The organism is Streptomyces sp. JLYT201, assembly GCF_059448825.1.
The window spans coordinates 3,996,489-4,019,533 of record NZ_CM182551.1; the positions used below are offsets into that span (position 1 = coordinate 3,996,489).

At 72.8% G+C, this 23,045-nt stretch carries 21 protein-coding genes and 1 riboswitch; of the genes, 10 read left to right on the forward strand and 11 right to left on the reverse strand.

Features of this window, described 5'->3' with window-relative positions; all coding sequences use genetic code 11:
- Positions 1-11: 11 nt before the first annotated feature.
- Positions 12-2,669 carry an MMPL family transporter gene (locus AC5WAM_RS16065; protein ID WP_495522968.1) on the reverse strand — a complete coding sequence of 886 codons (2,658 nt, stop codon included), beginning with the start codon at positions 2,667-2,669 and terminating at the stop codon, positions 12-14.
- Positions 2,670-2,944: 275 nt separating this feature from the next.
- On the opposite strand from AC5WAM_RS16065, the gene AC5WAM_RS16070 reads away from it, so the two are divergent.
- Together AC5WAM_RS16070 and AC5WAM_RS16075 are read left to right on the forward strand one after the other, a co-directional pair.
- Positions 2,945-3,610 carry a response regulator transcription factor gene (locus AC5WAM_RS16070; RefSeq protein ID WP_366789332.1) on the forward strand — a complete coding sequence of 222 codons (666 nt, stop codon included), beginning with the start codon at positions 2,945-2,947 and terminating at the stop codon, positions 3,608-3,610.
- Complete coding sequence (locus AC5WAM_RS16075; protein WP_495522969.1) at positions 3,607-5,145, forward strand: ATP-binding protein; 1,539 nt, start codon at positions 3,607-3,609, stop codon at positions 5,143-5,145. The genes AC5WAM_RS16070 and AC5WAM_RS16075 overlap by 4 nt, the downstream gene beginning before the upstream one ends.
- On the opposite strand, the gene AC5WAM_RS16080 is transcribed toward AC5WAM_RS16075, so the two are convergent.
- Together AC5WAM_RS16080 and AC5WAM_RS16085 are read right to left on the reverse strand one after the other, a co-directional pair.
- The gene (locus AC5WAM_RS16080; protein WP_495522970.1) at positions 5,111-6,349 is read right to left on the reverse strand and encodes a metallophosphoesterase; all 1,239 of its coding nucleotides are present in this window, start codon (positions 6,347-6,349) and stop codon (positions 5,111-5,113) included. The genes AC5WAM_RS16075 and AC5WAM_RS16080 overlap by 35 nt on opposite strands.
- Positions 6,350-6,351: 2 nt before the next feature.
- Entirely contained in the window at positions 6,352-6,591 is a 240-nt protein-coding gene (locus AC5WAM_RS16085; protein WP_138961436.1) for an SCO4848 family membrane protein, read from the reverse strand.
- A gap of 109 nt (positions 6,592-6,700) precedes the next feature.
- On the opposite strand from AC5WAM_RS16085, the gene AC5WAM_RS16090 reads away from it, so the two are divergent.
- The gene (locus AC5WAM_RS16090) at positions 6,701-7,936 is read left to right on the forward strand and encodes a D-alanyl-D-alanine carboxypeptidase family protein (protein ID WP_495522971.1); all 1,236 of its coding nucleotides are present in this window, start codon (positions 6,701-6,703) and stop codon (positions 7,934-7,936) included.
- Here the strand turns inward: AC5WAM_RS16090 and AC5WAM_RS16095 are convergent.
- The 4 genes from AC5WAM_RS16095 to AC5WAM_RS16110 are packed head-to-tail and all read right to left on the reverse strand — an operon-like array spanning position 7,905 to position 10,792.
- Positions 7,905-8,837 carry a YihY/virulence factor BrkB family protein gene (locus AC5WAM_RS16095; protein ID WP_495522972.1) on the reverse strand — a complete coding sequence of 311 codons (933 nt, stop codon included), beginning with the start codon at positions 8,835-8,837 and terminating at the stop codon, positions 7,905-7,907. The two genes, AC5WAM_RS16090 and AC5WAM_RS16095, sit on opposite strands and share 32 nt — an antisense overlap.
- Positions 8,825-9,322, reverse strand: a complete 498-nt coding sequence (locus AC5WAM_RS16100; RefSeq protein ID WP_366789248.1) for a GtrA family protein — start codon at positions 9,320-9,322, stop codon at positions 8,825-8,827. Before AC5WAM_RS16100 ends, AC5WAM_RS16095 begins: the two co-directional genes overlap by 13 nt.
- A complete protein-coding gene (locus AC5WAM_RS16105) occupies positions 9,319-10,263 on the reverse strand; it encodes a decaprenyl-phosphate phosphoribosyltransferase (RefSeq protein WP_495522973.1) in 945 nt (314 codons plus the stop codon). Before AC5WAM_RS16105 ends, AC5WAM_RS16100 begins: the two co-directional genes overlap by 4 nt.
- Positions 10,256-10,792, reverse strand: coding sequence for a phosphatase PAP2 family protein (locus tag AC5WAM_RS16110; RefSeq protein ID WP_495522974.1), 537 nt, complete (start codon positions 10,790-10,792; stop codon positions 10,256-10,258). The genes AC5WAM_RS16105 and AC5WAM_RS16110 overlap by 8 nt, the downstream gene beginning before the upstream one ends.
- 143 nt (positions 10,793-10,935) lie before the next feature.
- Here AC5WAM_RS16110 and dprE1 point away from each other — a divergent pair, with 143 nt between their 5' ends.
- Together dprE1 and dprE2 are read left to right on the forward strand one after the other, a co-directional pair.
- A complete protein-coding gene (gene dprE1 / locus AC5WAM_RS16115) occupies positions 10,936-12,417 on the forward strand; it encodes a decaprenylphosphoryl-beta-D-ribose oxidase (protein WP_495522975.1) in 1,482 nt (493 codons plus the stop codon).
- Between the two features lie 155 nt (positions 12,418-12,572).
- Complete coding sequence (dprE2, locus tag AC5WAM_RS16120) at positions 12,573-13,328, forward strand: decaprenylphospho-beta-D-erythro-pentofuranosid-2-ulose 2-reductase (RefSeq protein ID WP_495522976.1); 756 nt, start codon at positions 12,573-12,575, stop codon at positions 13,326-13,328.
- Positions 13,329-13,382: 54 nt separating this feature from the next.
- Here the strand turns inward: dprE2 and AC5WAM_RS16125 are convergent, their stop codons facing one another.
- The 3 genes from AC5WAM_RS16125 to glyA form a co-directional block, all read right to left on the reverse strand.
- Entirely contained in the window at positions 13,383-13,955 is a 573-nt protein-coding gene (locus AC5WAM_RS16125) for a 2'-5' RNA ligase family protein (protein ID WP_366789243.1), read from the reverse strand.
- Between the two features lie 90 nt (positions 13,956-14,045).
- A complete protein-coding gene (gene trpS, locus AC5WAM_RS16130) occupies positions 14,046-15,083 on the reverse strand; it encodes a tryptophan--tRNA ligase (protein ID WP_495522977.1) in 1,038 nt (345 codons plus the stop codon).
- A 400-nt stretch (positions 15,084-15,483) separates the two neighbouring features.
- Positions 15,484-16,776 (reverse strand): serine hydroxymethyltransferase, encoded by a 1,293-nt coding sequence (glyA, locus tag AC5WAM_RS16135; RefSeq protein ID WP_495522978.1) that lies wholly within the window; start codon positions 16,774-16,776, stop codon positions 15,484-15,486.
- A gap of 42 nt (positions 16,777-16,818) precedes the next feature.
- Positions 16,819-16,909: riboswitch (ZMP/ZTP riboswitch) on the reverse strand.
- A 172-nt stretch (positions 16,910-17,081) separates the two neighbouring features.
- Between glyA and rocD the strand changes: the two genes are divergently transcribed.
- From rocD to AC5WAM_RS16160, 5 genes are all read left to right on the forward strand, one after another.
- The gene (rocD, locus tag AC5WAM_RS16140; RefSeq protein WP_495522979.1) at positions 17,082-18,284 is read left to right on the forward strand and encodes an ornithine--oxo-acid transaminase; all 1,203 of its coding nucleotides are present in this window, start codon (positions 17,082-17,084) and stop codon (positions 18,282-18,284) included.
- Between the two features lie 176 nt (positions 18,285-18,460).
- Positions 18,461-19,369, forward strand: coding sequence for a polysaccharide deacetylase family protein (locus tag AC5WAM_RS16145; protein WP_366789240.1), 909 nt, complete (start codon positions 18,461-18,463; stop codon positions 19,367-19,369).
- Between the two features lie 297 nt (positions 19,370-19,666).
- A complete protein-coding gene (locus tag AC5WAM_RS16150) occupies positions 19,667-20,113 on the forward strand; it encodes a hypothetical protein (protein ID WP_366789239.1) in 447 nt (148 codons plus the stop codon).
- A 140-nt stretch (positions 20,114-20,253) separates the two neighbouring features.
- Complete coding sequence (locus AC5WAM_RS16155) at positions 20,254-20,601, forward strand: hypothetical protein (RefSeq protein ID WP_495522980.1); 348 nt, start codon at positions 20,254-20,256, stop codon at positions 20,599-20,601.
- Between the two features lie 184 nt (positions 20,602-20,785).
- A complete protein-coding gene (locus AC5WAM_RS16160; RefSeq protein ID WP_495522981.1) occupies positions 20,786-22,369 on the forward strand; it encodes an alpha/beta hydrolase in 1,584 nt (527 codons plus the stop codon).
- Here AC5WAM_RS16160 and AC5WAM_RS16165 read toward each other — a convergent pair.
- Positions 22,366-22,989, reverse strand: coding sequence for a hypothetical protein (locus tag AC5WAM_RS16165; RefSeq protein ID WP_495522982.1), 624 nt, complete (start codon positions 22,987-22,989; stop codon positions 22,366-22,368). The genes AC5WAM_RS16160 and AC5WAM_RS16165 overlap by 4 nt on opposite strands.
- Positions 22,990-23,045 lie beyond the last annotated feature (56 nt).

The following is a 23,045-nucleotide window of genomic DNA, read 5'->3' on the forward strand; positions in this document are numbered from 1 at the left end:
CCGCCGAAGCCTCACAGCACGGGCCCGGTCCCCACCGCCTCCAGGAGTTCCAGGTCGTACGTCAGGGGGCCGCTGCCGAGCATGATGTGGCGGGCCTTCGAGGCGTAGCCGGGGGCCGTCGCCGCGAGGAGGTAGACGCCGGGGGCGGGGGCCGACAGGAGGTAGGAGCCGTCGGCCAGGGACGAGACGCGGTCGAGCTGGCGGCCGCTCTTGGACAGCAGGGTCATGGTCACGGTGTGGATGGGCTCGCCGTCGGGCGTGATGATGAAGCCGTGCACGACGTGCGCTCCGCGCTCCTGCGGGGCGGGCAGTCCGGGGACGTACTGCTCGTCGTCGGCCGCGTAGGCCGCGTCGTAGGGGTCGTACGGGGAGAAGTCGCCGCGGGCCGTCAGCGGGTCCACCGCCCCGCACGCGCCCTGGGCCGCGCACGCCTCGGGCGACCCGCACGCGTCGGCCGGGGCGCGCGGGTCCGGCGCGGGGCCCGCCGGGCCGAGGGCGGCGGCCACCAGTGCCTCCAGTTCCTCGGGCGCCGGGGGCGTGGCGTCGCGCGGCTCGACGGCGAGGTGCGGAAGGTGCCGGTCGAGCCAGGGCGGGAGCCACCAGTTGGCGCGGCCGAGCAGCTGCATGGCGGCGGGGACGAGCGCGGTGCGCAGCACGAACGCGTCGAGCGCGACGGCCGCGGCGAGGCCGATGCCCGCCGTCGCGCCCTCCATGTCGCCGCTGAGGACGAACGCGGAGAACACGCAGATCATGATGAGGGCCGCGCAGTTGATGACCCGGCTGGTCTCCGCGAGGCCGACGCGCACCGCGCGGGCGTTGTCCCGGGTGTGCACCCACTCCTCGTGCATGCGGCTGACCAGGAACACCTGGTAGTCCATCGACAGGCCGAAGAGCAGCGACAGCATGACGACGGGCAGGAACGCCGTGATCGGGCCCTCCTTGGCGATGCCGAGCGCCTCCGCGCCCCAGCCCCACTGGAAGACCGCCACCAGCACGCCGAAGGACGCGGCGGCGGCGACCAGGTTCATGACGGCCGCCGTCAGCGGGACGACGAGGGAGCGGAAGGCGACGAGGAGCAGCAGGAAGCCGAGCACGACGATGGCGCCCACGAAGTACGGCAGGCGGTCCGCCGTGACCGTGGCGAAGTCCTTGAACACCGCGGTCACGCCGCCGACGTGCGCGTCCACGCCCGCCCGCGGCAGTACGTCGGCGCGCAGCCGGTCGATCAGGCGGTCCGTGGCCGCGGACTGCGGCGAGGTGGTGGGGACGACCTGGACGACGGCGGTCCGGCCGTCGGCCGAGAGCGCCGCGGGGCCGACGTGCGCCACGCCCTCCGTCGCGCGCAGGCGCTTGACCAGGGCCTCGGTGGCGGCCGGTCCTGCCTTCTCCACGACCACGTGGAGGGGCCCGTTGAAGCCGGGTCCGAAGCCCTCGGCGAGCAGGTCGTAGGCCTGTCGGGTGGTGCTGGACTCCTGGTGGTTGCCCTGGTCGGTGGCGCCGAGGCGCAGCGAGAGGAGCGGCAGCGACAGGGCCGCCATGACCGCGACGGCGAGCAGCGCGACCGTGCGCGGGCGCCGCTCCACGGCCGCGGCCCAGCGCGCCGCGAGACCGGTCGGCTCGTCCGGTTCGGGCCCGGTGGCCGCGAGGCGGCGCCGCTGGCGGCGGCTGAGCACGCGGGAGCCGAGCAGGCCGAGCATCGCGGGCAGCAGGGTGAGGGCGGCGAGCACGCTCAGGACGACGGTGAGGGACGCGGCGATGACCACGCCGTCCAGGAAGCGCATGTTCATCACGAGCATCCCGGCGAGCGCGACGCACACGGTGCCGCCCGCGAACAGCACGGCGCGGCCCGAGGTGTCGAGGGCCTGCGCGGCCGACTCCTCGGGGGCGAGGCCGCGCAGGATGCCCCGGCGGTGCCGGGTGACGATGAACAGGGCGTAGTCGATGCCGACGCCGAGCCCGATCAACGTGCCGAGCAGCGGGGCCACTTCGGGCACCGCCGTGACGTGGCTGAGCAGCATCGTGGCGAGCAGCCCGGTGCCGACGGCGAAGACGGCGGTGAGGATGGGCAGGAGCATCGCGAACAGCGAGCCGAAGGCGAGGAAGAGCACCACGGCGGCGGCCGCAATGCCGACGGCCTCCGCGGTGCCCGCGGGCGGCTCCTGGATGCGGGCGACGGCCTGGCCGCCGAGTTCGACCCGCAGGCCCGGGCGGGCGGCGGCGCGCGCGGTGTCGACGACGTCCTCGACGAGGCTCTTGGAGACCTCGTTGGCCTGCTCGGTGAAGGTGATCTGCGCATACGCGACGCGTCCGTCGCGGCTGACCCGGGCGGCGGCCTCGGGCCCCGGCGCGTACGGGCCCGCGACCTCGCCGATGCCCTTCATCCCGGCGATCTCGGCGAGCACGGGCTCGATCCTGCCGCGCACGGCGGCGTCCCGCGCCGAGCCCCGCGCGGTCTTCCACACCACGGTGTCCGTGTCGCCGCTGCGCTGGGGGAACGCCTTCTCCATCAGGTCACCGGCGCGCGTGGAGTCGGTGTCGGGGGCGGAGAAGACGTTCGCGTAGTCGGTGCCCGCGGAGCCGCCCACGGCCCCTAAGCCGACCAGTGCCGTCACCCACAGCACCACGACCACCAGCCGGTGCCGGTAGCACCAACGTGCCCATGCCACCACGATGTACGCCCCTTCCTCCCGACGGACCGGTCTCTTCGCCGGGCCGTGCCGTCCGCCGCCGCCCGGCCCCGCGGCCCCTTCGCGCACGCGAAGGACCCCCAGCATCAGCGGCGGGCGGACCGTGCGCGCGGCAAAGGCCGTGATTCTCAAGCAACTCCAAACCACGGAGCGGCCCCCGGTACAACGAGCGCCCCGATACTGGGGACATGAGCCACGCCGAGGGACCCCGGGGAACATCTGTCGCAGAGGCCGCTCCCGCAGCGGGCGCGGCCACCGTGCTCGTCGTGGAGGACGAGCCGAGCATCGCCGACGTCCTCAGCCTCACCCTGCGCTTCCACCGCTTCGAGGTGATGACGGCGGGCTCCGTGCGCGAGGCCCTCGCGCTCGTCGAGCACACCCGGCCGGACTGCGCGCTCCTGGACGTGATGCTGCCGGACGGCGACGGGCGGGCGCTCGGACGTGAACTGCGGGCGCGCAGGCCCGACCTCGCCCTGGTGTTCCTCACCGCCCGCGACGCGCCGACGGAGGTCGTCGGCGCCCTCGGCTTCGCCGACGACTACATCACCAAGCCGTTCCACATCGACGAGGTCGTCGCCCGCATCGGCGCCGTGCTCCGCCGCACCCGCCCCGGCGACGTGCTGCCGCAGCGGCCGCCGCTGCGCTACGGCGACCTGGAGCTGGACGAGACGACGTACCTGGTGCGCAGGGGCGGCCGCGAGGTGCAGCTGACGCCCACCGAGTACGCCCTGCTGCGCTTCCTGGTGCGCAACGCGGGCCGGGTGGTGCCCAAGGAGCAACTCCTGCGCCACGTCTGGCACATCGAGCACGCGGCGGAGTCGACGGTCGTGGAGACGTACATCAGCTATCTGCGGCGCAAACTGGACCAGGTGGGGCCGCCGCTGATCACGACCCGGCGCGGCGTGGGATACGGGCTGGCATGAGGAAGCGGGCGCACACCGGGCCGCGGCGGCTCTTCGGGAACTCGCTGCGCGCCAAGCTCACCCTGGTGAACGTCGTCCTGCTCGCGCTCGGCATAGCGGCCGCGACCGCCGTGAGCATCATGGGCATGAAGCACTACCTGCTGAACAGCGTCGACACCGAACTGCAGAACTCACGCTCGGCGTTCAGCGGCATGCCGGTCACCCTCGACCACCTGAAGGAGATCAACAACTTCAAGAAGTCGCTGATCGAGCTGCCGCAGCAGGTCGGGAAGGCGAACCAGCTGACGCCTTCCTCCTCGCTGTTCGTCGCGGTCGACATCGACGGCAAGCCCGTCAACTTCGGCTATGTCGGCTCCACCCAGCTCCAGCTCCAGCTCGCCCACGCCGTCGGCGACGCGCAGGAGTTCGCGGACAAGGAGACGCCGAGCGACGTGCGGCTGGGCGGCGACTCCTACCGCGCCCTCGGCATGCGGATCGCCGACGGCACGGTCCTCGTCATCGCCACCTCCACGGAGGACGTGCACGCGAGCGTGCGCAAGGCGCTCCGGCTCGACCTGGCCTTCGGCATGCTGCTGCTCGCGCTGCTCGCCGTCCTGACGATGATGTCCGCGAGCCGCCGCCTGCGGCCCCTGGAGGACATGGTCGAGACGGCCTCCGCGATCGCCGAGGGCGATCTGAAGCGGCGCGTGCCCTGCAGCAGGACCGAGGTGCGGGAGACCGAGCAGCTGCGGCTCGCGCTCAACTCCATGCTCCAGCAGGTCGAGGCGGCCTTCGCGACCCGCGAGCGGAGCGAGGCCCAGCTGCGGCAGTTCGTCGCGGACGCCTCGCACGAGCTGCGCACCCCGCTGTCCGCGATCCGCGGCTACCTCCAGCTCTACGACAACGGCATGCTGACCACGCCGGAGGACCGCGGCCGCGCCTGGTGCCGCGTCAACGCGGAGACCGACCGCATGAACCACCTCGTGGAGGAGCTGCTCACCCTGGCCCGCCTGGACCAGCAGCCCGAGCTGCGCCTGCGCCCCGTCGACCTGAGCCGTCTGGTGCGGGACGCGGCCGACGACCTGCGCGCGCAGGACCCGGGCCGTCCGCTCACGGTGTGCGCGGACGGCGCGATCCTCGTCCGGGCGGACGAGCAGGGCCTGCGCAAGGTCCTCGCCAACCTGCTCGCCAACGTCCGCGCCCACACCCCCGCCGAGACCCCGGTGCGGCTCGGCCTGGAGCGGCGCGGCCACGTGGTGTGCCTGACCGTGGCGGACGAGGGCCCGGGGCTCGGCGAACAGGACGCGGCCCGGGTCTTCGACCGCTTCTTCCGTACGGGCCGCAGCGGGGGCAGCGGGCTCGGCATGGCCATCGTGCAGGGCGTGGTGGCGGCCCACGGCGGCCGCGTCCAGCTCCGCACGGCGCCGGGCGAGGGCCTGACGGTCCTGGTCAGCCTCCCGCGCGTGCCGTCACCCGCGTCGCGGCCGCGCCCCCAGGCGCCGCGGGAGCCGGTGGCCCTGCTCACGCCGCACGCGACGCCAGCTCCACCACCGTGACGTCGGACGGCGCCCCCACCCTGACGGGCGGTCCCCACGCCCCGGCGCCGCGGGTCACGTACAGCTGGGTGTCGCCGTAGCGCTCCAGGCCCGCGAGGGTGGGGTTGGCGAGGTCGGCGACGAGGTTGTTGGGCCAGAGCTGGCCGCCGTGGGTGTGGCCGGAGAGCTGGAGGTCGACGCCGTGCTCGACGGCGTCGTGGATGACCACGGGCTGGTGGGCGAGCAGCACGGAGGCCCGGGTGCGGTCCCGGTCGCCGAGCGCCTTGGCGAAGTCGGGCCCCTGGCCCTCGCGCTCGCCCTGGACGTCGTTGACTCCGGCGAGGTCGAAGTAGGGCAGTTCGGTGCGGGCGTTCTCCAGGGGGCGCAGGCCGAGCGAGCGGACGTGCTCCACCCACTGCTCGGCGCCGGAGAAGTACTCGTGGTTGCCCGTGACGAAGAAGCTGCCGTGGCGTGCGCGCAGGTCCGCGAGCGGGCGGGCGGCGCCCGCGAGGTCCTCGACGTCCCCGTCCACCAGGTCGCCGACGATCGCGATGAGGTCGGCCTGGGTGGAGTTGACGGTGTCCACCACGCGCCGGGCGAAGCCCGCGCCGAGCACCGGGCCCAGGTGGATGTCGCTGACCACGGCGATCCGGAAGCCGTGCGCCGCGCGCGGCAGCTTGGCGAGGGGGACGGTGACGCGTTTCACGCGGGGGCCTCGGAGGACGGAGTACGTGCCGTAGCCCACGGTCGCCGCCGCGACGGTGGCTGCGCCCGCGGCCACCGTTCTGGCCACGAAGACCCGGCGGGGCAGGTCGCCGCCGGGGCCCGTCGGATGGGGCTGCGCCCCTTTCACCGCCTCATGGGCGCTTCGCGCCTCGTCCTCGAACGCCGGACGGGCTGATCTGCTCGCTGACCACCGGTTCAACAGTGGGCGTACCAGCTCTCCCACCAGCAAGGCCAGGAGCAAGTACAGCGCGAACGCCATCCACAGGAAGCCCGGCCACGCCAGGACCTGCTGGAGCGGGAACGGCGCCCCGGTGCGCTCCGCCGCCAGCGCCCCGAACATCAGCAGGGGTCCCGCGAGGAACGCCGCGGTGCCCAGGCGTCTGCCCCACGAGCCCTTGATCGTGGTGTCGCGCACCGTCCGTCGCCACACGTACCGGAGGAGGCCGCCGAAGACGGCGGCCGCACCCAGGGCGACGAGGGCGAATCCGAGGACGCCCACCGCTATGAGCTTCGGCGCAGTGCGCGCACCCCACGCAACCCGATGGTCCCGACCACCGTCCCCAAGACAAAGGAGACAACGGCGAGCGTCAGGTGCACCCAGAAGTACGCCGTCGGACGGCCGTCGTCGAAGGCGAGCCCGCTGCCGTCCTTCCACAGGTTCTTGACGAAAGTGATCCAGATGACCCAGCTCCACGCGCCGAAGGCGAGCAGGAACCAGGAGACGGGGCGGCTGAGCTTCATACGCTCAGTATCACCAGCCGCCCTCACGGACCGCCTTCGGGGTGGGGGCCGCCGGGCGGGGCGGACCTCGGCGGAAACGGGCGCCGCCACGCCCTGTACGTTCTCGTCCGTGCCTGCTGTGAAGAAGACCGCCCTGCTCATCGCGTCCGCGACCCTGCTGTCCCTGTCGACGGCCGCGCCCGCGCTCGCCGACGGCAAGCCGGGCGGCGACAAGGACAAACAGCCGAAGCCGCCCGCGCAGATGTCCACGGTCGGCGGCGCCCGCCTCGGCAAGCCGGGCACCCAGGTGGATCTCCAGTCGGGTGCGCCGGTGCTGCCCAAGGACCTGTCGGCCCGCTCCTGGATGGTCTCGGACGCGGAGTCGGGCGAGGTGCTCGCCGCGCACAACCCGCACTGGCGCCTCGCCCCGGCGAGCACCCTGAAGATGCTGTTCGCGGACACCGTGCTGCCGAAGTTCCCGAAGACCCAGAAGCACAAGGTCGCGCTGACCGACATGCAGGGCATCGGCGCGGGCAGCAGCCTGGTCGGCATCAAGGAGAACGAGACGTACTCGGTCCACGACCTGTGGCTGGGCGTCTTCCTGCGCTCCGGCAACGACGCGGTGCACGTCCTGTCCGCGATGAACGGCGGCGTGCCGCAGACCGTGCAGGACATGCAGAAGCACGCCGAGGAGCTCCAGGCCCTCGACACGCACGTCGTCACGCCGGACGGCTACGACGAGAAGGGCCAGGTGTCGTCCGCGTACGACCTGAGCCTGTTCGCGCGCTCCGGCCTGCAGAAGAAGGACTTCCGCGAGTACTGCGCGACGGCCACCGCGGAATTCCCCGGCGCGACCGTCAAGGTGAAGAAGGGCAAGGACAAGGGCAAGACGAAGCGCGAGTCCTTCGGCATCCAGAACACCAACCGCCTGCTCACCGGGGCCGACGGCGTCGAGGCGTACAAGGGCATCGCGGGCGTCAAGAACGGCTCGACGACCAACGCGGGCAACACCTTCACGGGTGTCGCCGAGCGCGACGGCAAGGTGCTGCTCGTCACCGTCATGAACCCCTCGTCGGGCGAGCCGCACGCCGTCTACAAGGAGACGGCCCGGCTGCTCGACTGGGGCTTCGCGGCACACGACAAGGTGAAGCCGGTCGGCGAGCTGGTCCCGCCGAAGGGCGCCTCCACCGGCGCGGGCAAGGGCGCCCCGGGCGACGGCGGCACGAACGCGAAGAACGTGGCGCACGCCTCGGGCGAGCAGTCCAGCGGCATGGGCGTCGCGCTCGGCATCGCGGCCGGGGTGCTCGCCCTGGTCGCGGGCGGTCTGTTCCTGCTCAACCGTCGCTGGCCGCTGCGCCGGGGCTGACGGCCTCCTCGGGCCGGCGCGCCGTGCTGTCCGCCGCGCGTTCCTCGGTGCGTTCCTTCTTCGGCACGGCCGTCCAGGCGGCGCAGAAGAGGAGCAGCTTCGCGGTGAAGTTGATCCACAGCAGCAGCGCGACGGGCACGCCGAAGGCGCCGTACATGCTCTTCGCGGCGACGCCCTTCATATAGCCGCCGAGCAGCAGCTTCAGGAGCTCGAACCCGGCCGCGCCGATCAGGGCGGCGACGATCAGCGCGCGCCGGGGCGGCTGGACGCCGGGCAGCAGCGTGAGGACGTACAGCAGGAGCAGGAAGTCGGCGAGGACGGCGATGGCGAACGCGGCGACCTGGAGCAGGACGCCGCCGGGGCCGTCCTTGTCGACGCCGAGCTGTTCGGCGGTCCAGCCCACGGCGGTGGAGGCGACGGCGGAGGCGATCAGCGAGGCGAGCCCGGCGCCGCCGAGCCCGGCGAGCACGCCCAGGTCCTTGAGCTTGCGCAGGAACGGGTTCTCGCCGGTGTCGTCGAGCAGCCAGACCGTCCGCAGGCACTCCCTTATCGAGCCGACCCAGCCGACGCCGGTGAACAGCAGCAGGGCGCCCGCGACGAGGCCGACGGTGCCCGCGTTGGCGACGAGCGCCTCCAGGTCGAGCTGGTCGGAGATGCCGGGGACCTGCTCGGCGATCTTGTCCTCGATCTTCTGCGTCTGCTTCGCGGTGAGGGTGGCGGCGGCGATGGCCGCCGCCACCGTGATCAGCGGGAAGAGCGCGACGAAGCTGATGAAGGTCATGGCGGCGGCGAGCCTGCTCCAGTGGACCTCGTCGAGCCGTTCGTAGGAGCGCCACGCGTGGGTGCGCGTCAGCCGGTCGACGTACGGCCCGATGCCGGGCAGCTTCTTCAGCCAGTCCATGTCCTCTGCCCCGTTCCTGGTGCGGTCTGTGCGGCCCGCGCGGTCCCCGTGTCCTGCGGGATCCGTGCGGCCTGTGAGCGGAATACCAACGTCCGGGTACCCCAAAACCGCAGGACAGTGGCCAGTGCCATGCCGATTCCCGCACCGGATACCGTGTCCGCCCGGCGCGAGGTCAATCCGAGGCCGTAGTGGGAGACGGCGATGCACAGGAGCTGGACGAGGGCGCCCGCGACGTTGACGGCGCAGAAGACGGCGTACTGGCGGAGCCGCGAGGCCCCGTCGTCGGCCCGGCGGTAGGTGCCGAGGGCGTTGCCCGCGTAGGCGACCGTGCACCCGGCGACGAACGACAGGGCCTTCGCGGTCAGCGGGTCGAGCCCGGCGGGCCCGCGCAGCCACAGGAACAGACCGAGGTCGGCGGCGTACGCGCAGAGCCCGGCGGCGGCGAAGCCGAGCAGCTCGCGCGCCGCGGGGCGCCCGCGCCTCACCAGTCCGCGACCGCGAGCCCGTACATGGCGAGCCAGCCGAGCCCGATGACGGCGAGCGCGCGGTCGTGCAGGACGACGTCCTCGGGCTCGCCCGCCGTGCCCCGGTCGGCGAACACGGCGTAGCGCAGGATCGCGAGGATGAAGGCGACCATGGACAGCTGCCGCCACGGCAGCACGCCGGTGCCCGCGGTGCCGCTCTCCATGGCCCACAGGCAGTACGCGAGCACGGCGACACCGGCCGCGAGCTGCCAGACGAACCGCAGGTAGCCGGTGGTGTACTCGGTGAGGAGCGCCCGGGTCGCGCCCGCCCGGCCCGCCATCTGCACCGCCTCGGAGTACCGCTTGGCGGAGACCATGAAGAGCGCGCCGAAGCCGGTCGTGATCAGGAACCAGCGCGACAGCGGAATCCCGAGCGCGACCCCGCCGATCATCGCCCGCATCAGGAAGCCGGTGGTGACGACGGCGAGGTCGACGACGAGCACGTGCTTGAGGCTGACGCAGTACGCGAGTTGCATCACCACGTACGCGGCGAGCAGACAGGCCGTGAGCGGCGTGCACAGCGCGGCGGCCGCGAGCGGCGCGGCCACGGCGAGTGCCCCGCCCGTGGCGTACGCGACGGGCACCGGGACCGCCCCGGCCGCGACCGGTCGGCGGCACTTGGTGGGGTGGGCGCGGTCGGCGTCGGCGTCACGGGCGTCGTTGATCAGGTAGACGGCCGCCGCGGCCGCCGTGAACAGGGCGAAGACCAGCGCGAGTTGGCCGAGCGCATGGCGCGAGAACAGCTCGCCCGCGGCCGCCGGGGCCGCGACGACCAGGACGTTCTTGATCCACTGGCGGGGCCGCGCGGTCTTCAGGAGCCCGAGCGGCAGGCCGCCGGGGCCGGGCTTCGGGGCCTGCGGGGAGCGGGGCGGGACGAGCAGGGCGGTGGTGCGGTCAGCCATCGTGACGGCCTCCGATCGGGCGCGGGGCACGGGTTTCGCGCAGCCAGGGGGCGCCGGCGTACGCGGTGGCCGCGCCGAGGGCGGCGCCCACCGCCACGTCCGACGGGTAGTGCACGCCGACGACGAGCCGGGAGACGCACATCGCGGCGGCGAGCGGCGGCAGCAGCCGGGCGCCCGTGGGCCGCAGCGCGCCGTACGCCACCGCGGCCGCGACCGCCGACGTGGCGTGCGAGCTGGGGAAGGAGTGCCGCCCCGCGGTCCGTACGAGCGGGGTGACGTGCGCGGGCCGTGGACGCCGGACGAGCCGCTTCACCCCCATGCTGGCCAGGTGCGCGACGGCGGTGAGCGCGGTGGCGCGCAGCCAGGCGGGGCGCCGCTCGCGGTCGAGCGCGGCCCCGGTCAGGCCCAGGGCGAGCCACAGTGCGCCGTGCTCACCGGTGTGGGACAGGGCGCGGGCGGCGGCCGCCACGCGCGGATCGCTCCCGCGGGCGCGCAGGGCCGAGAGCAGCCGGTGGTCCATGTCGTCCATACGGACAGGCAACACCCCTCGAATTGCAGGATTGTTGGGTGACACTCTTTTAATCGCCCATTCCGGTGAGACTAAGGACGATTTAGGAAGAACAGTCCCTCATAGGGAGCAAGCGGAACATATACGGGCGATACGGTCGCGCCATGCCTGCCGTGCCCGCCGCCGCGCCCGCCGTGCCCGCTTCCTCCGCTCCGCCTGCCTCTGCTGCCGTGCCCGCCGTGCCCGCCGTGCCCGGCGGGTCCGTCGCGTCCGGCGGGTCCGTCGCGTCCGATGGGTCCGCCGCGCTCGCCGTGCCCCTGTCCGGCTGGGGCCGCACCGCTCCCACGGCCGCCCGGCTGGTGCGCCCCCGCTCCCGCGAGGAGGCCGTGGCCGCGCTGCACGCCTGCGCGGAACGCGGCGGCATCGCGCGCGGGCTCGGCCGCGCCTACGGGGACGCCGCGCAGAACGCGGGCGGCGCCGTGCTCGACATGACGGGCCTGGACCGGGTGCACACCATCGACGCCGACACGGGCACCGTCGTGTGCGACGCGGGCGTCTCGCTGCACCGTCTGATGGAGGTCCTGCTGCCGCTCGGCTGGTTCGTGCCGGTGACGCCCGGCACCCGCTACGTCACGGTCGGCGGGGCGATCGGCGCCGACATCCACGGCAAGAACCACCACGTCTCGGGCTCGTTCTCCCGCCACGTGCGCTCCTTCGACCTGCTCACGGCCGACGGCACGGTCCGCGCGGTGAAGCCCGGCAGCAAGCTCTTCAACGCCACGGCGGGCGGCATGGGCCTGACCGGTGTCATCCTCAAGGCGAAGCTGCGCTGTCTGCCGGTGGAGACCTCCTTCATGTCCGTGGACACCGAACGGGCCACGGACCTGGACGACTTGATGGCCCGCCTCACCGCGACCGACCACCGCTACCGGTACTCCGTGGCGTGGATCGACCTCCTCGCGCGCGGCGCCGCGACGGGCCGCGCCGTCCTCACGCGCGGCGACCACGCCCCTTTGGACGCCCTTCCCGAGCGCGCCCGCAGGGACCCGCTGGCCTTCCGGCCGCGGCGGCTTCCCGCCGCCCCCGCCTTCCTGCCCGAGGGCCTCCTGCACCGCACCACCGTCGGCCTCTTCAACGAGCTCTGGTACCGCAAGGCGCCGCGCTCCCGCACCGCCGAGATCCAGCGCGTCTCGTCCTTCTTCCACCCCCTGGACGGCGTCCCCCACTGGAACCGCGTGTACGGCAAGGGCGGCTTCCTCCAGTACCAGTTCGTCGTCGGCCACGGCCAGGAGGAGACGCTGCGGCGCATCGTGCGGCGCATCGCCCGGCACCGCTGCCCGTCCTTCCTCGCCGTGCTCAAACGCTTCGGCGACGCCGACCCCGGCTGGCTCTCCTTCCCCGTGCCGGGCTGGACCCTGGCCCTGGACATCCCGGCGCACCTGCCCGGCCTCGCCCGGCTCCTGGACGGACTGGACGAGGAGGTCGTCGCCGCGGGCGGCCGCGTCTACCTGGCCAAGGACTCCCGCATGCGCCCCGAGGTGCTCACGGCGATGTACCCCCAACTCCCCGCCTTCCGCGCCCTGCGCGCGGAACTGGACCCACGGAACGTCTTCCGCTCGGACCTGTCCCGCCGCCTGGACCTCTAGCCGTACCGGGGATCTTTCAGCCCGTCCGGCGATTGAGGACGAGGCGCGAAGCGCCGATAACGGGGTCCAGGGGCGGAGCCCCTGGTATCGGGAAGGGGCGGGCCTGGGGCGCACCCGCGCGGGCCCACCCGCACGCACCCCACTCAAGGAGAGCCATGAAAGACGCCTTCGGCACCCCCCAGTCCCTCCTGGTCCTCGGCGGCACCTCGGAGATCGCCCAGGCCACGGCCCACCGCCTGGTGACCCGCCGCACCCGCGACATCTGGCTGGCGGGCCGCCCGTCGCCCACCCTGGAGCGCTCCGCGCAGGCCCTGCGCGACCGGGGCGCCGACACCAGGACCGTGCCCTTCGACGCCCTGGACCCCGAGTCCCACGAGACCGCCCTCGGCAAGGTCTTCGCGGAGGGCGACGTCGACATGGTCCTGCTGGCCTTCGGCACGCTCGGCGACCAGGCCCGCGACGAGGCCGACCCGGTCGCCGCGGCCCGCGTGGCCCAGACGAACTACACCGGCGCGGTCTCCGCCGGCCTGGTCTGCGCCCGCGCCCTCCAGGCCCAGGGCCACGGCTCGCTCGTCGTGCTCTCCTCCGTCGCGGCCGAGCGCGCCCGCCGCTCGAACTTCATCTACGGCTCCAGCAAGGCGGGCCTCGACGCCTTCGCCCAGGGCCTGGGTGACGCGTTGCACGGCACCGGCGTGCACGTGATGGTCGTGCGCCCCGGCTTCGTGCGGTCGAGGATGACGGCGGGCCTGGCGGAGGCCCCCCTCGCGACGACGCCCCAGGCCGTGGCCGTGGCCATCGAGGCGGGCCTGCGCCGCCGCGCGGAGACGGTGTGGGTGCCCGGGAAGCTGCGCCTGGTGATGTCGGCCCTGCGGCACGTGCCGCGGCCGGTGTTCCGCCGCCTGCCGGTGTGACCGGCGCGGCCGGGGCCACGGTGCGGCCGGAGTGGCCGGTGCGGGCGCGGTGGGTCAGTGGGCGGGCAGGGTGTCCCGGGCCGCGGCCTGCGGCGGCACCGTGGACCCGCCGAAGGTGAACTCGCGCAGCTTGCGCCACACCCCGTCGGCCCCCTGCTCGTACAGCGCGAAGCCGGTGCACGGCCACTGGGCCTCGTAGTCGGCGAGTTCCTCGTACGCCCGGTCCATGGCCTCTTCGGCGATGCCGTGCGCCACGGTGACGTGCGGGTGGTACGGGAACTGCAGTTCGCGCGCGAGCGGCCCGGACGCGGCGCGGACCCGCTCCTGGAGCCAGGAGCAGGCGGAGCCGCCCTCCACGACCTGGACGAAGACGACGGGCGAGAGGGGCCGGAACGTGCCGGTGCCGGAGAGCCGCATCGGGAACGGCCTGCCCGCCGCCGCCACCGACACGAGGTGGTGCTCCACCGCGGGCAGCGCCGCGGCGGCCACCTCGGTGGGCGGCAGCAGCGTGACGTGCGTGGGGATGCCGTGCGCGGCGGGGTCACCGAAGCCCGCACGCAGCTCCTGGAGCTGGCTGCCGTGTGGCTCCGGGACCGCGATCGACACACCGATCGTTACGGTCCCCACGTCGTACTCCTGTCGTCGTGTGGTGGGCAGGGGGGTGCCGCCGTGCCGTGGAACGGCGGCCGTGCTGCTCGGCCTGCGCTCGGGTGGAGCTCAGTGCTTGGCGGGCAGGAAGCCCACCTTGTCGTACGCCTGGGCGAGGGTCTCCGCCGCGACGGCGCGCGCCTTCTCCGCTCCCTTGGCCAGGATCGAGTCGAGCGTCTCCGGGTCGTCCAGGAACGCCTGGGTCCGGTCCCGGAAGGGGGTGACGAACTCGACCATGGCCTCGGCGAGGTCGGTCTTGAGCGCACCGTAGCCCTTGCCGGCGTACTTCTGCTCCAGTTCCGGGATACCGGTACCGGTGAGCGTGGAGTAAATGGTGAGGAGGTTGCTGACGCCCGGCTTCTGCTCCGTGTCGTACCTGATCACCGTGTCGGTGTCGGTGACCGCGCTCTTGACCTTCTTCGCGGTGGCCTTCGGCTCGTCGAGGAGGTTGATCAGGCCCTTCGGGGTGGACGCCGACTTGCTCATCTTGATCGCCGGGTCCTGCAGGTCGTAGATCTTCGCCGTCTCCTTGAGGATGTACGGCTTGGGGACCGTGAAGGTCGCGCCGAAGCGGCCGTTGAAGCGCTCGGCCAGGTCGCGAGTGAGCTCGATGTGCTGGCGCTGGTCCTCGCCGACCGGGACCTCGTGGGCCTGGTAGAGCAGGATGTCCGCGACCTGGAGGACCGGGTACGTGAACAGGCCGACGGAGGCCCGGTCCGCGCCCTGCCTGGCCGACTTGTCCTTGAACTGCGTCATGCGGGAGGCCTCGCCGAAGCCCGTCAGGCAGTTCATGACCCAGGCGAGCTGGGCGTGCTCGGGCACGTGGCTCTGCACGAACAGGGTGCAGCGCTCCGGGTCGAGACCGGCGGCGAGCAGCTGGGCGGCGGCGAGCCGGGTGTTCGCGCGCAGCTCGGCCGGGTCCTGCGGGACGGTGATCGCGTGCAGGTCCACGACCATGTAGAACGCGTCGTGGGACTCCTGGAGGGCCACCCACTGGCGCACGGCGCCCAGGTAGTTGCCGAGGTGGAACGAGCCTGCGGTGGGCTGGATCCCGGAGAGCACACGGGGTCGGTCACCGGCGGCGGGTCGGGGACTTTCAGAGGCCATGCCCAGCATTCTCTCAGGTGCCGCCCGTTGGTCGGGAACTGGTACGTGGCGGGCCGGCCCTCTCGGTACGCTGAGTGCGGCCGCACCAGGCTGGACCGGAGGGCGCCATGCCGTACGAAGAGGTCTATGAGGTCCTGTTCACCGAGTCCGCGGCCCGTGACCGCGACCGGCTCGCCCCCGTGCGTCGCGCCTCGTTCGACTAGGCCGTCGCCCTCCTCGCCCGCGACCCGTACACCGAGCGCTCCCGGCCGGTCGGCCCCGGCGAGCAGGACCGTGAGATCCGCCTCACGTCACAGATCGTGGCCGCGTACATGGTCTCGCGCGGCCGTCTGCTCCTGGTCGTGCTGCGGATCTTCGACGACTCCGACATCCTGCTCGTCGAGGACTGACCGGGCGGGCGTCAGCCGGTCGGCAGCCCCGGCGCGGGGAACGCGGACATCAGCTCGGCCACCTCGCCGCGGATCTTCGCCAGCGCGTCCTCGTCCCCGGTCCGCGCCGCCCGCACGCCTCGGTCCACCCACTCCGCGACGGCCGCCATGTGCTCGACGCCGAGCCCGCGGGACGTCAGGGAGGGGGTCCCGATCCGCACCCCGGAGGGGTCGAAGGGCTTCCGGGTGTCGAAGGGCACCGTGTTGTAGTTGACGACGATCCCGGCCCGGTCGAGGGCCTTCGCCGCGACCTTGCCCGGCACGTCCTTGGGCGTGAGGTCCATCAGGATCAGATGGTTGTCCGTACCGCCGGAGACGAGGTCGAAGCCGCGGGCGAGCAGTGCGTCGGCGAGGGCCTCGGCGTTGGCGACGACGGCGTGGGCGTAGTCGCGGAAGGACGGCTGCGCGGCCTCGTGCAGGGCGACGGCGATCGCGGCGGTGGTCTGGTTGTGGGGCCCGCCCTGGAGCCCGGGGAAGACGGCCTTGTCGATGGCCTTGGCGTGCTCCTCGCGGGCGAGCAGCATCGCCCCGCGCGGCCCGCGCAGCGTCTTGTGCGTGGTCGTGGAGACCACGTCGGCGTGCGGGACGGGCGAGGGGTGGGCGCCGCCCGCGACGAGCCCGGCGATGTGCGCGATGTCGGCGACGAGCACGGCCCCGGCCTCGCGGGCGATCTCGGCGAAGGCGGCGAAGTCGATGGTGCGGGGCAGCGCGGTGCCGCCGCAGAAGATCAGCTTGGGCCGTTCCTTGAGGGCGAGGTCGCGGACGGCGTCGAGGTCGATGCGCCCGGTGTCCTCGCGGACGCCGTACTGCACCCCGCGGAACCAGCGGCCGGTGGCGGAGACGCCCCAGCCGTGGGTGAGGTGGCCACCCATCGGCAGGGCCATGCCCATGACGGTGTCGCCGGGCTCGGCGAAGGCGAGGTAGACGGCGAGGTTGGCCGGGGAGCCGGAGTAGGGCTGGACGTTGGCGTGCTCGGCGGAGAAGACGGCCTTGGCGCGGGCGACGGCGAGGCGCTCGACCTGGTCGATGTTCTGCTGGCCCTCGTAGTAGCGGCGGCCGGGATAGCCCTCGCTGTACTTGTTCTGGAGGACCGTGCCGGAGGCTTCGAGGACGGCGGCGGAGACGTAGTTCTCGCTGGGGATGAGGCGCAGGGTGTCGGCCTGGAGCTGTTCCTCGGCGGTGACGAGGGCGGCGAGCTCGGGGTCGGCGGCGGTGAGCGCGGGGTGCTGCGACGCGGGAGAAGGGGAAGGAGAAGGGTGACTCATGGCGTCCTCCGGGGCGAGCGGTGTTGGTGTCCGGTCGTGGTCCCGGGGTGCCCAGGCGGGCGGCACCTCGAAGGTTCTGCCTCGCGCGGCTTCCTCAGGGTCGCTTCCCTGTGCGCCAGTCGCCGCGCTGTGGAAACCAGCGTAACGGTCAGGCCACCGTGTCAGGGTTCGCTCCCGGAGCGAGCGACGATAGGTATTGGGCCACGAACCCGCTCTGTCCCCTACGACAACGCGAGAGCCTCCTTGCGCCGTTAGTAGCCGTAGGAATCGCACGACGACGTGCGAACGTGAGAAACGGAGACCCCGTGACTGCTACGGAAGACCTCATCGCCTCGGCCGAAGCGCACAGCGCGCACAATTACCACCCCCTGCCCGTCGTCGTCGCGTCGGCGCAGGGCGCGTGGATGACGGACGTCGAGGGCCGCCGGTACCTCGACATGCTCGCCGGCTATTCGGCACTCAACTTCGGCCACGGCAATCCGCGTCTCATCGAGGCCGCCAAGGAGCAGCTGGGGCGGGTGACACTGACGTCACGCGCGTTCCACCACGACCGTTTCGCGGAGTTCTGCGCCCGGCTCGCCCGGCTGTGCGGCAAGGAGATGGTGCTGCCGATGAACACGGGCGCGGAGGCCGTGGAGACGGCGGTGAAGACCGCGCGGAAGTGGGGCTACCGCGTCAAGGGCGTGCCCGAGGGCCGCGCCCGGATCGTGGTGGCGGCGAACAACTTCCACGGCCGGACGACGACGATCGTCAGCTTCTCCACGGACCCCGAGGCCCGGGCGGACTACGGCCCGTACACGCCGGGCTTCGACATCGTGCCGTTCGGTGATCTGGGGGCGCTGCGGGACGCCGTCACCGAGGACACGGTGGCGGTGCTCATCGAGCCGGTCCAGGGCGAGGCGGGCGTGCTCGTGCCGCCGCCCGGCTATCTCCCGGGCGTGCGGGAGCTGACGCGCGAGCGCGGGGTGCTGTTCGTCGCGGACGAGATCCAGTCGGGGCTCGGCCGCACGGGGCGGACGTTCGCGTGCGAGCACGAGGACGTGGTGCCGGACGTGTATCTGCTGGGCAAGGCGCTGGGCGGCGGTGTGGTGCCGGTGTCGGCGGTGGTGGCGGACGCGGACGTGCTCGGGGTGTTCCGGCCGGGTGAGCACGGCTCGACGTTCGGCGGCAATCCGCTGGCGTGCGCGGTGGCTCTGGAGGTCGTCGCGATGCTGGAGACGGGCGAGTTCCAGCAGCGGGCGACGGAGCTCGGCGAGCATCTGCACGCGGAGCTCGGGCTGCTCGCGGGCTCCGGGAAGGTGGTGGAGGTGCGCGGGCGCGGCCTGTGGGCGGGTGTCGACATCGACCCGTCGCACGGCACGGGCCGGGAGATCTCCGAGAAGCTGATGGAGCGCGGTGTCCTGGTGAAGGACACCCACGGCTCGACGATCCGGATCGCTCCCCCGCTGGTGATCAGCAAGGAGGACCTGGACTGGGGGCTCGACCAGCTCAGGGCGGTGCTGGGCTAGTCGCCGACGGTGGGGGGTGGTTCCGCCGCCCCCCACCGCCGTGACCGGCGTCACATCCAAGATCGCCTTGACCTTCACACCAGTGTGAGGGTTCGACCATGGGGTCACGCAGGCGGGAGGGAAACCCCGCAGGCGGCGGCCACAGGCCGCTCGGGCCACTTCAGAGGGTGATTGTGATGGACAACGAACTCTACGACTACAGCCCCATCGTCGAGCGCGAGCCGCTCCACTGGCCGGAAGGCAAGCGCGTCGCCTTCTACATCGGCCTGAACGTGGAGCACTTCGAGATCGGCAAGCCCTCCACGAGCGTCTACCCGGGCACTGCGGACCTCACCCCCGACCCGCTCAACCACGGCTGGCGCGACTACGGGGCGCGGGTGGGCTTCTGGCGCACCCTGGAGACCCTGGACCGGCACGGGGTGCGCGCCAGCGTCCTGCTCAACTCCGACGTCGGCGACCGCTACCCGCAGATCGTCAAGGCGGGCCGGGAGCGGGACTGGGCGTGGCTCGCGCACGGCAAGACCAACTCGGTCCTGCACACGGGCCTGACGGAGGACGAGGAGCGCGCGTCCCTCAAGGACATCGTCGAGACGATCGAGCGGACCACGGGGACGCGGCCGCGCGGCTGGATGGGCCCCGGCCTGACCGAGACCCACAACACCCCGCGGCTGCTCAAGGAGCTGGGCCTCGACTACGTACTGGACTGGACGGCCGACGACCAGCCGTTCCCCCTGAACGAGCCGGGCGTGCTGAGCGTGCCGTACACGGTGGAGCTGAACGACATCGGCCTGTTCGTCAGCAAGAACACGCCGGGCCCGGACTTCGTACAGATGCTGAAGGACCAGGTGGACCAGCTGTACGCGGAGGCGGAGGCCACGGACAGCGGGCGCGTCATGCCGCTGGCCCTGCACCCCTTCGTCATCGGTCAGGCGTTCCGCGCCAAGTACCTGGACCAGGCACTTGAGTACATCGTGAACCACCCCGGGGTGTGGGTGACGACGTCGGACGAGATCGCGGAGCACTACCGCTCGACGCGGACCGACAGCGCGAACAGCACGAACGGCACGGACAGCAAGGGCGCGTGACGGTACGCGGAAAGGGGCAGGGGGCAGGGGGCAGCAACGGGGCGTAGGGCCGGGGCAGTGCGACGGTCATCAGGGCGGCTGGGGACTTCCCGGCCGCCCTGACCCGTTTCGCCCCCGCATTGGCCGGATGGCAGTCATAGGCAATCTTTTCGCAATGAAGACCGATTGGTCCGAGCCGTCTTGAGCTTGGCGATATCTGGTGGTGTGTCAAAACCAGGTGTGCGGTGAGGGTGGGACCCGCCCCCGACGGCGTCCCGCCTCGCGGGGAAGCGGACTGCGAGAGAGGAAGTGCTGACCATGCCTCCGATCCCGATCAAGCCCGGCATCTACAAGATCCACGCCCACATCATCGGCCCGTCGGCCCTGGTGACGGCGACGGAGCACGCCGTCGACCACGGCGCCCCCGTCATCACCGACCGGCTCAACCCCCTGCCGATCGAGCAGGAGTGGCTCATCGAGCCCGCCGAGCCGGTACCGGGCGCGCCCTATGTGGTCCGCCTCGCGCAGCACGTGGATGCGGGCCTGGTGACCGCCGACGACAGGCTCTACGTCAACGCCGTGTCGCGCGAACAGCTGGCGAGGTTCACGTTCGAGACGGTCATCGGCGGCGTCAAGATCCTCTCCGACAAGGGCCTGGCCCTGCGCGCCAACCACCGCGGCGCGCAGATCACGCTGGTGGAGCCGAAACCGGAGTTCCAGGAGACGTGGACGCTGGAGTTCGTGAGCCCGGCCTTCGAGGAGTAGCACCCGGGGCGTACGAGGGCGCCGCCCGCGCGTGGTCGTGCGCGCGGGCGGCGCGTGCCGGGCCTTCCCGCTCCGCCCTCCCGGCCACCCAGGGACGTACGCCCTGGTCGCACCCGCCCCTCACGCGGAACCGTTGCCCCATGACCACCCCACGCATTGAGGCGCCGCGCCGCCGCCTGGGCCGGACGGCCCTGGTCTCGGGCGCCGCGCTCGCGCTGTTCGCCGCGCTGCCCATGAGCAGCGCCCACGCCGACGCCAGCGGCACGTTCTACTACGAGTCGGCCACGGCGGGAAGCCAGCAGATCGTCGACCCACCCCTCCACCAGTGCCTGACCCTCTTCCACGCGACCGGCGCGTCGAACCAGACCAACGCCACCGCCACGGTCTACTTCGACGGCAACTGCGCGAACGAGTGGGGCAGCCTCCAGCCCGGCCAGTACTCCAACAACTTCGGCGCCAAGCTGTACAGCGTCAGGTTCGGCAGCTAGCGCCCCCCGGATCCCCACACGACGGCGGGGCCTCCCCTTCCGGGCCCCGCCGTTTCCTCCGGCGGGCAGCCGGGTCGGAGCGCGGTTCTGCGCGCCGCCGAAGGCGGAGGTAGACCTTCCCCTACCTCCACCCCGGGTGCCCGCCGGAGTGTCCTCGGGGCGGGGCGCTTCTAGCGTCGGTCCCATGGACGACAACGCGCGGCGCGTGCCGCACCAAAAGGCCCGACGGGCGCGGCGCGCCGGGGTGTTCGGCGTCGCGGCGGCGACCCTCGCCCTCGCCGCACCGGCGGGCGCCTCGCCGGGGCCGGGCCCCGGCGGCCTCGACCGCTACTACCAGCAGCGGCTCCACTGGGGCAGCTGTGCCCGAGGGCCCGATGACGCGCGAGGGCGGGAGCTGGACGAGGCCGGGGCGCGGTGTGCCGGTGTCGCCGTGCCGCTCGACTACGCGAAGCCCGAGGGCCGGAGCATCCGCGTCGCGATCTCACGGCTGGCAGCGACCGACAGCCGTCACCGGATCGGCACGCTGCTGCTCAACAACGGCGGGCCCGGCGGGCCCACGCTCGACGCGCCGCCCGCCATCCGCAAGGCCATGAAGGAGACCGGCGCGCGCTACGACCTCATCGGCATGGACCCGCGCTTCGTCGGCCGCAGCACTCCGCTGGACTGCGGCTGGCCGGTCAGCACCGCCGTCTCCGCCGCCGGCAGGGACCGCGCGGGCTTCGAGCGCCAGGTCGCCCGGCAGAGGGACCTGGCCGACCGGTGCCGTGCCACCGACGCCGCCGTGCTGCCGCACGTCAGCACGCGCAACACCGCCCGCGACATGGACGTCATCAGGGGCGCCCTCGGGGAGGCGAAGCTGTCGTACCTCGGGTACTCGTACGGCACGTACCTCGGCACCGTCTACACGCAGATGTTCCCCGGCCGCTACGACCGCGTGGTCCTGGACGGCGCCCTCGACACCCCGCGCTACCAGCCCCGGATCCTCAGGGGCGCCGAGCCCGAGAACGAGCGGGCCCTCGCCGGCTGGGCCGCCTGGGCGGCGCGGCGGCACGGTACGTACGGTCTCGGCCGCACCCGCGCCCAGGTGCTCGCCGCCGTCGACCGGATCGTCGCGAGGTCCGCGCGCGGGCTGACGCTCGGCACCGGGGCGGAGGTCTTCCGCATCGACGACTCCCACGTGCCGTTCCTGCTCGTGGAGGGCCTCGCGGACGACTCCGGCACGGCCCGCGCGGCGCTCGGCGAGACGGTGTCCGCGCTCGCCGGGGCCGCCGCGGGCAGGCCCGTCCGGCTGCCGGAGCGCCTCGCCGCCCTGCTGCGGTACGCGACCACCGGTGTGGACTCCGCCACGGGCAGCGTGCAGACCGCGATCCTCTGCGGCGACGTGGCCGCCCCGCGCGACCCGGAGAGCTACTGGCGCGACATCCAGCGCAGCCGCGCCCGGCATCCGCTGCTCGCCCCGCTGACCCGCAACATCAGCCCGTGCGCCTTCTGGGACCGCCCGCGCGAGCGGCCCACGCGGGTGCTGCGCGACGCCCCGGCGCTGATCGTGGCCGCCACCGGCGACCCCCGCACCCCGTACAAGGGCAGCGTGGCCCTGCGGCACCGCCTGCCCGGCTCCAGGCTGCTCACCCTGAAGGGCGCGGGCCGCCACGGGCTGTACGCCGAGTACGGCAACACCTGTGTGGACGACCACGTCAACGCCTATCTGGCGACGGGCGAGCTGCCCGCCGAGGACCGCGTCTGCCGCGCGCGGACCCGACCGGACTAGCGGAGCGCCCACTTGAGGGGCTCCTTGTAGAAGCCCTGCGAGTAGGTCACCGACTTGACCGTGGCGTCGGCCGGGATCAGATAGGGCTCGCACACCGTGCGCTCCTCGCCCTTCTTCCAGACGTCCTCGCGGCCGAGTTCCCGCTTGCCGTCGTTGCCCACGCAGTCCTCGGGCTGGCTGGAGAGGGCGCCGATGAGGATGAACCTGGTGGCCGGGCTGCCGTCGGCGGTCTCGGCGCTGACGTTGCCCATCACCATCGGCTGCTTCACCGGGGACCCGCCGACCAGCTTCGCCTTGACGTAGATCCAGGCGACCTTCTTGCCCTTGTACTTCTTCTCGTCGTCCAGCTCCTTGAGGTCCGCGGGCTTGCCGACGGTGACCTTCGTGGGCGTGATCGAGAACTTGCCGGTCTTGTCGTACCGGGTGATCTCCTGCACGGGGCCCGCCTGGCCGACCTTCAGGTCCTTCGGTGTCTCACCGGCCCGCGCGCCGGACTTGCCGTCCTTGCCCCGGTCGGAGTCGTCCGAGCCGCCGCACGCGGTCAGGGTGACGGCGGTGGCGGCCGCGACGGCCACGAGGCCGAGGCGCCGACGGTACTGGGGTGCTCGCTGAGTGCTCATGTGCTGTGCTTTCTGCTCTGTGCTGATGAGGGGGATGAAGGGGGCGTGAGGGGCGT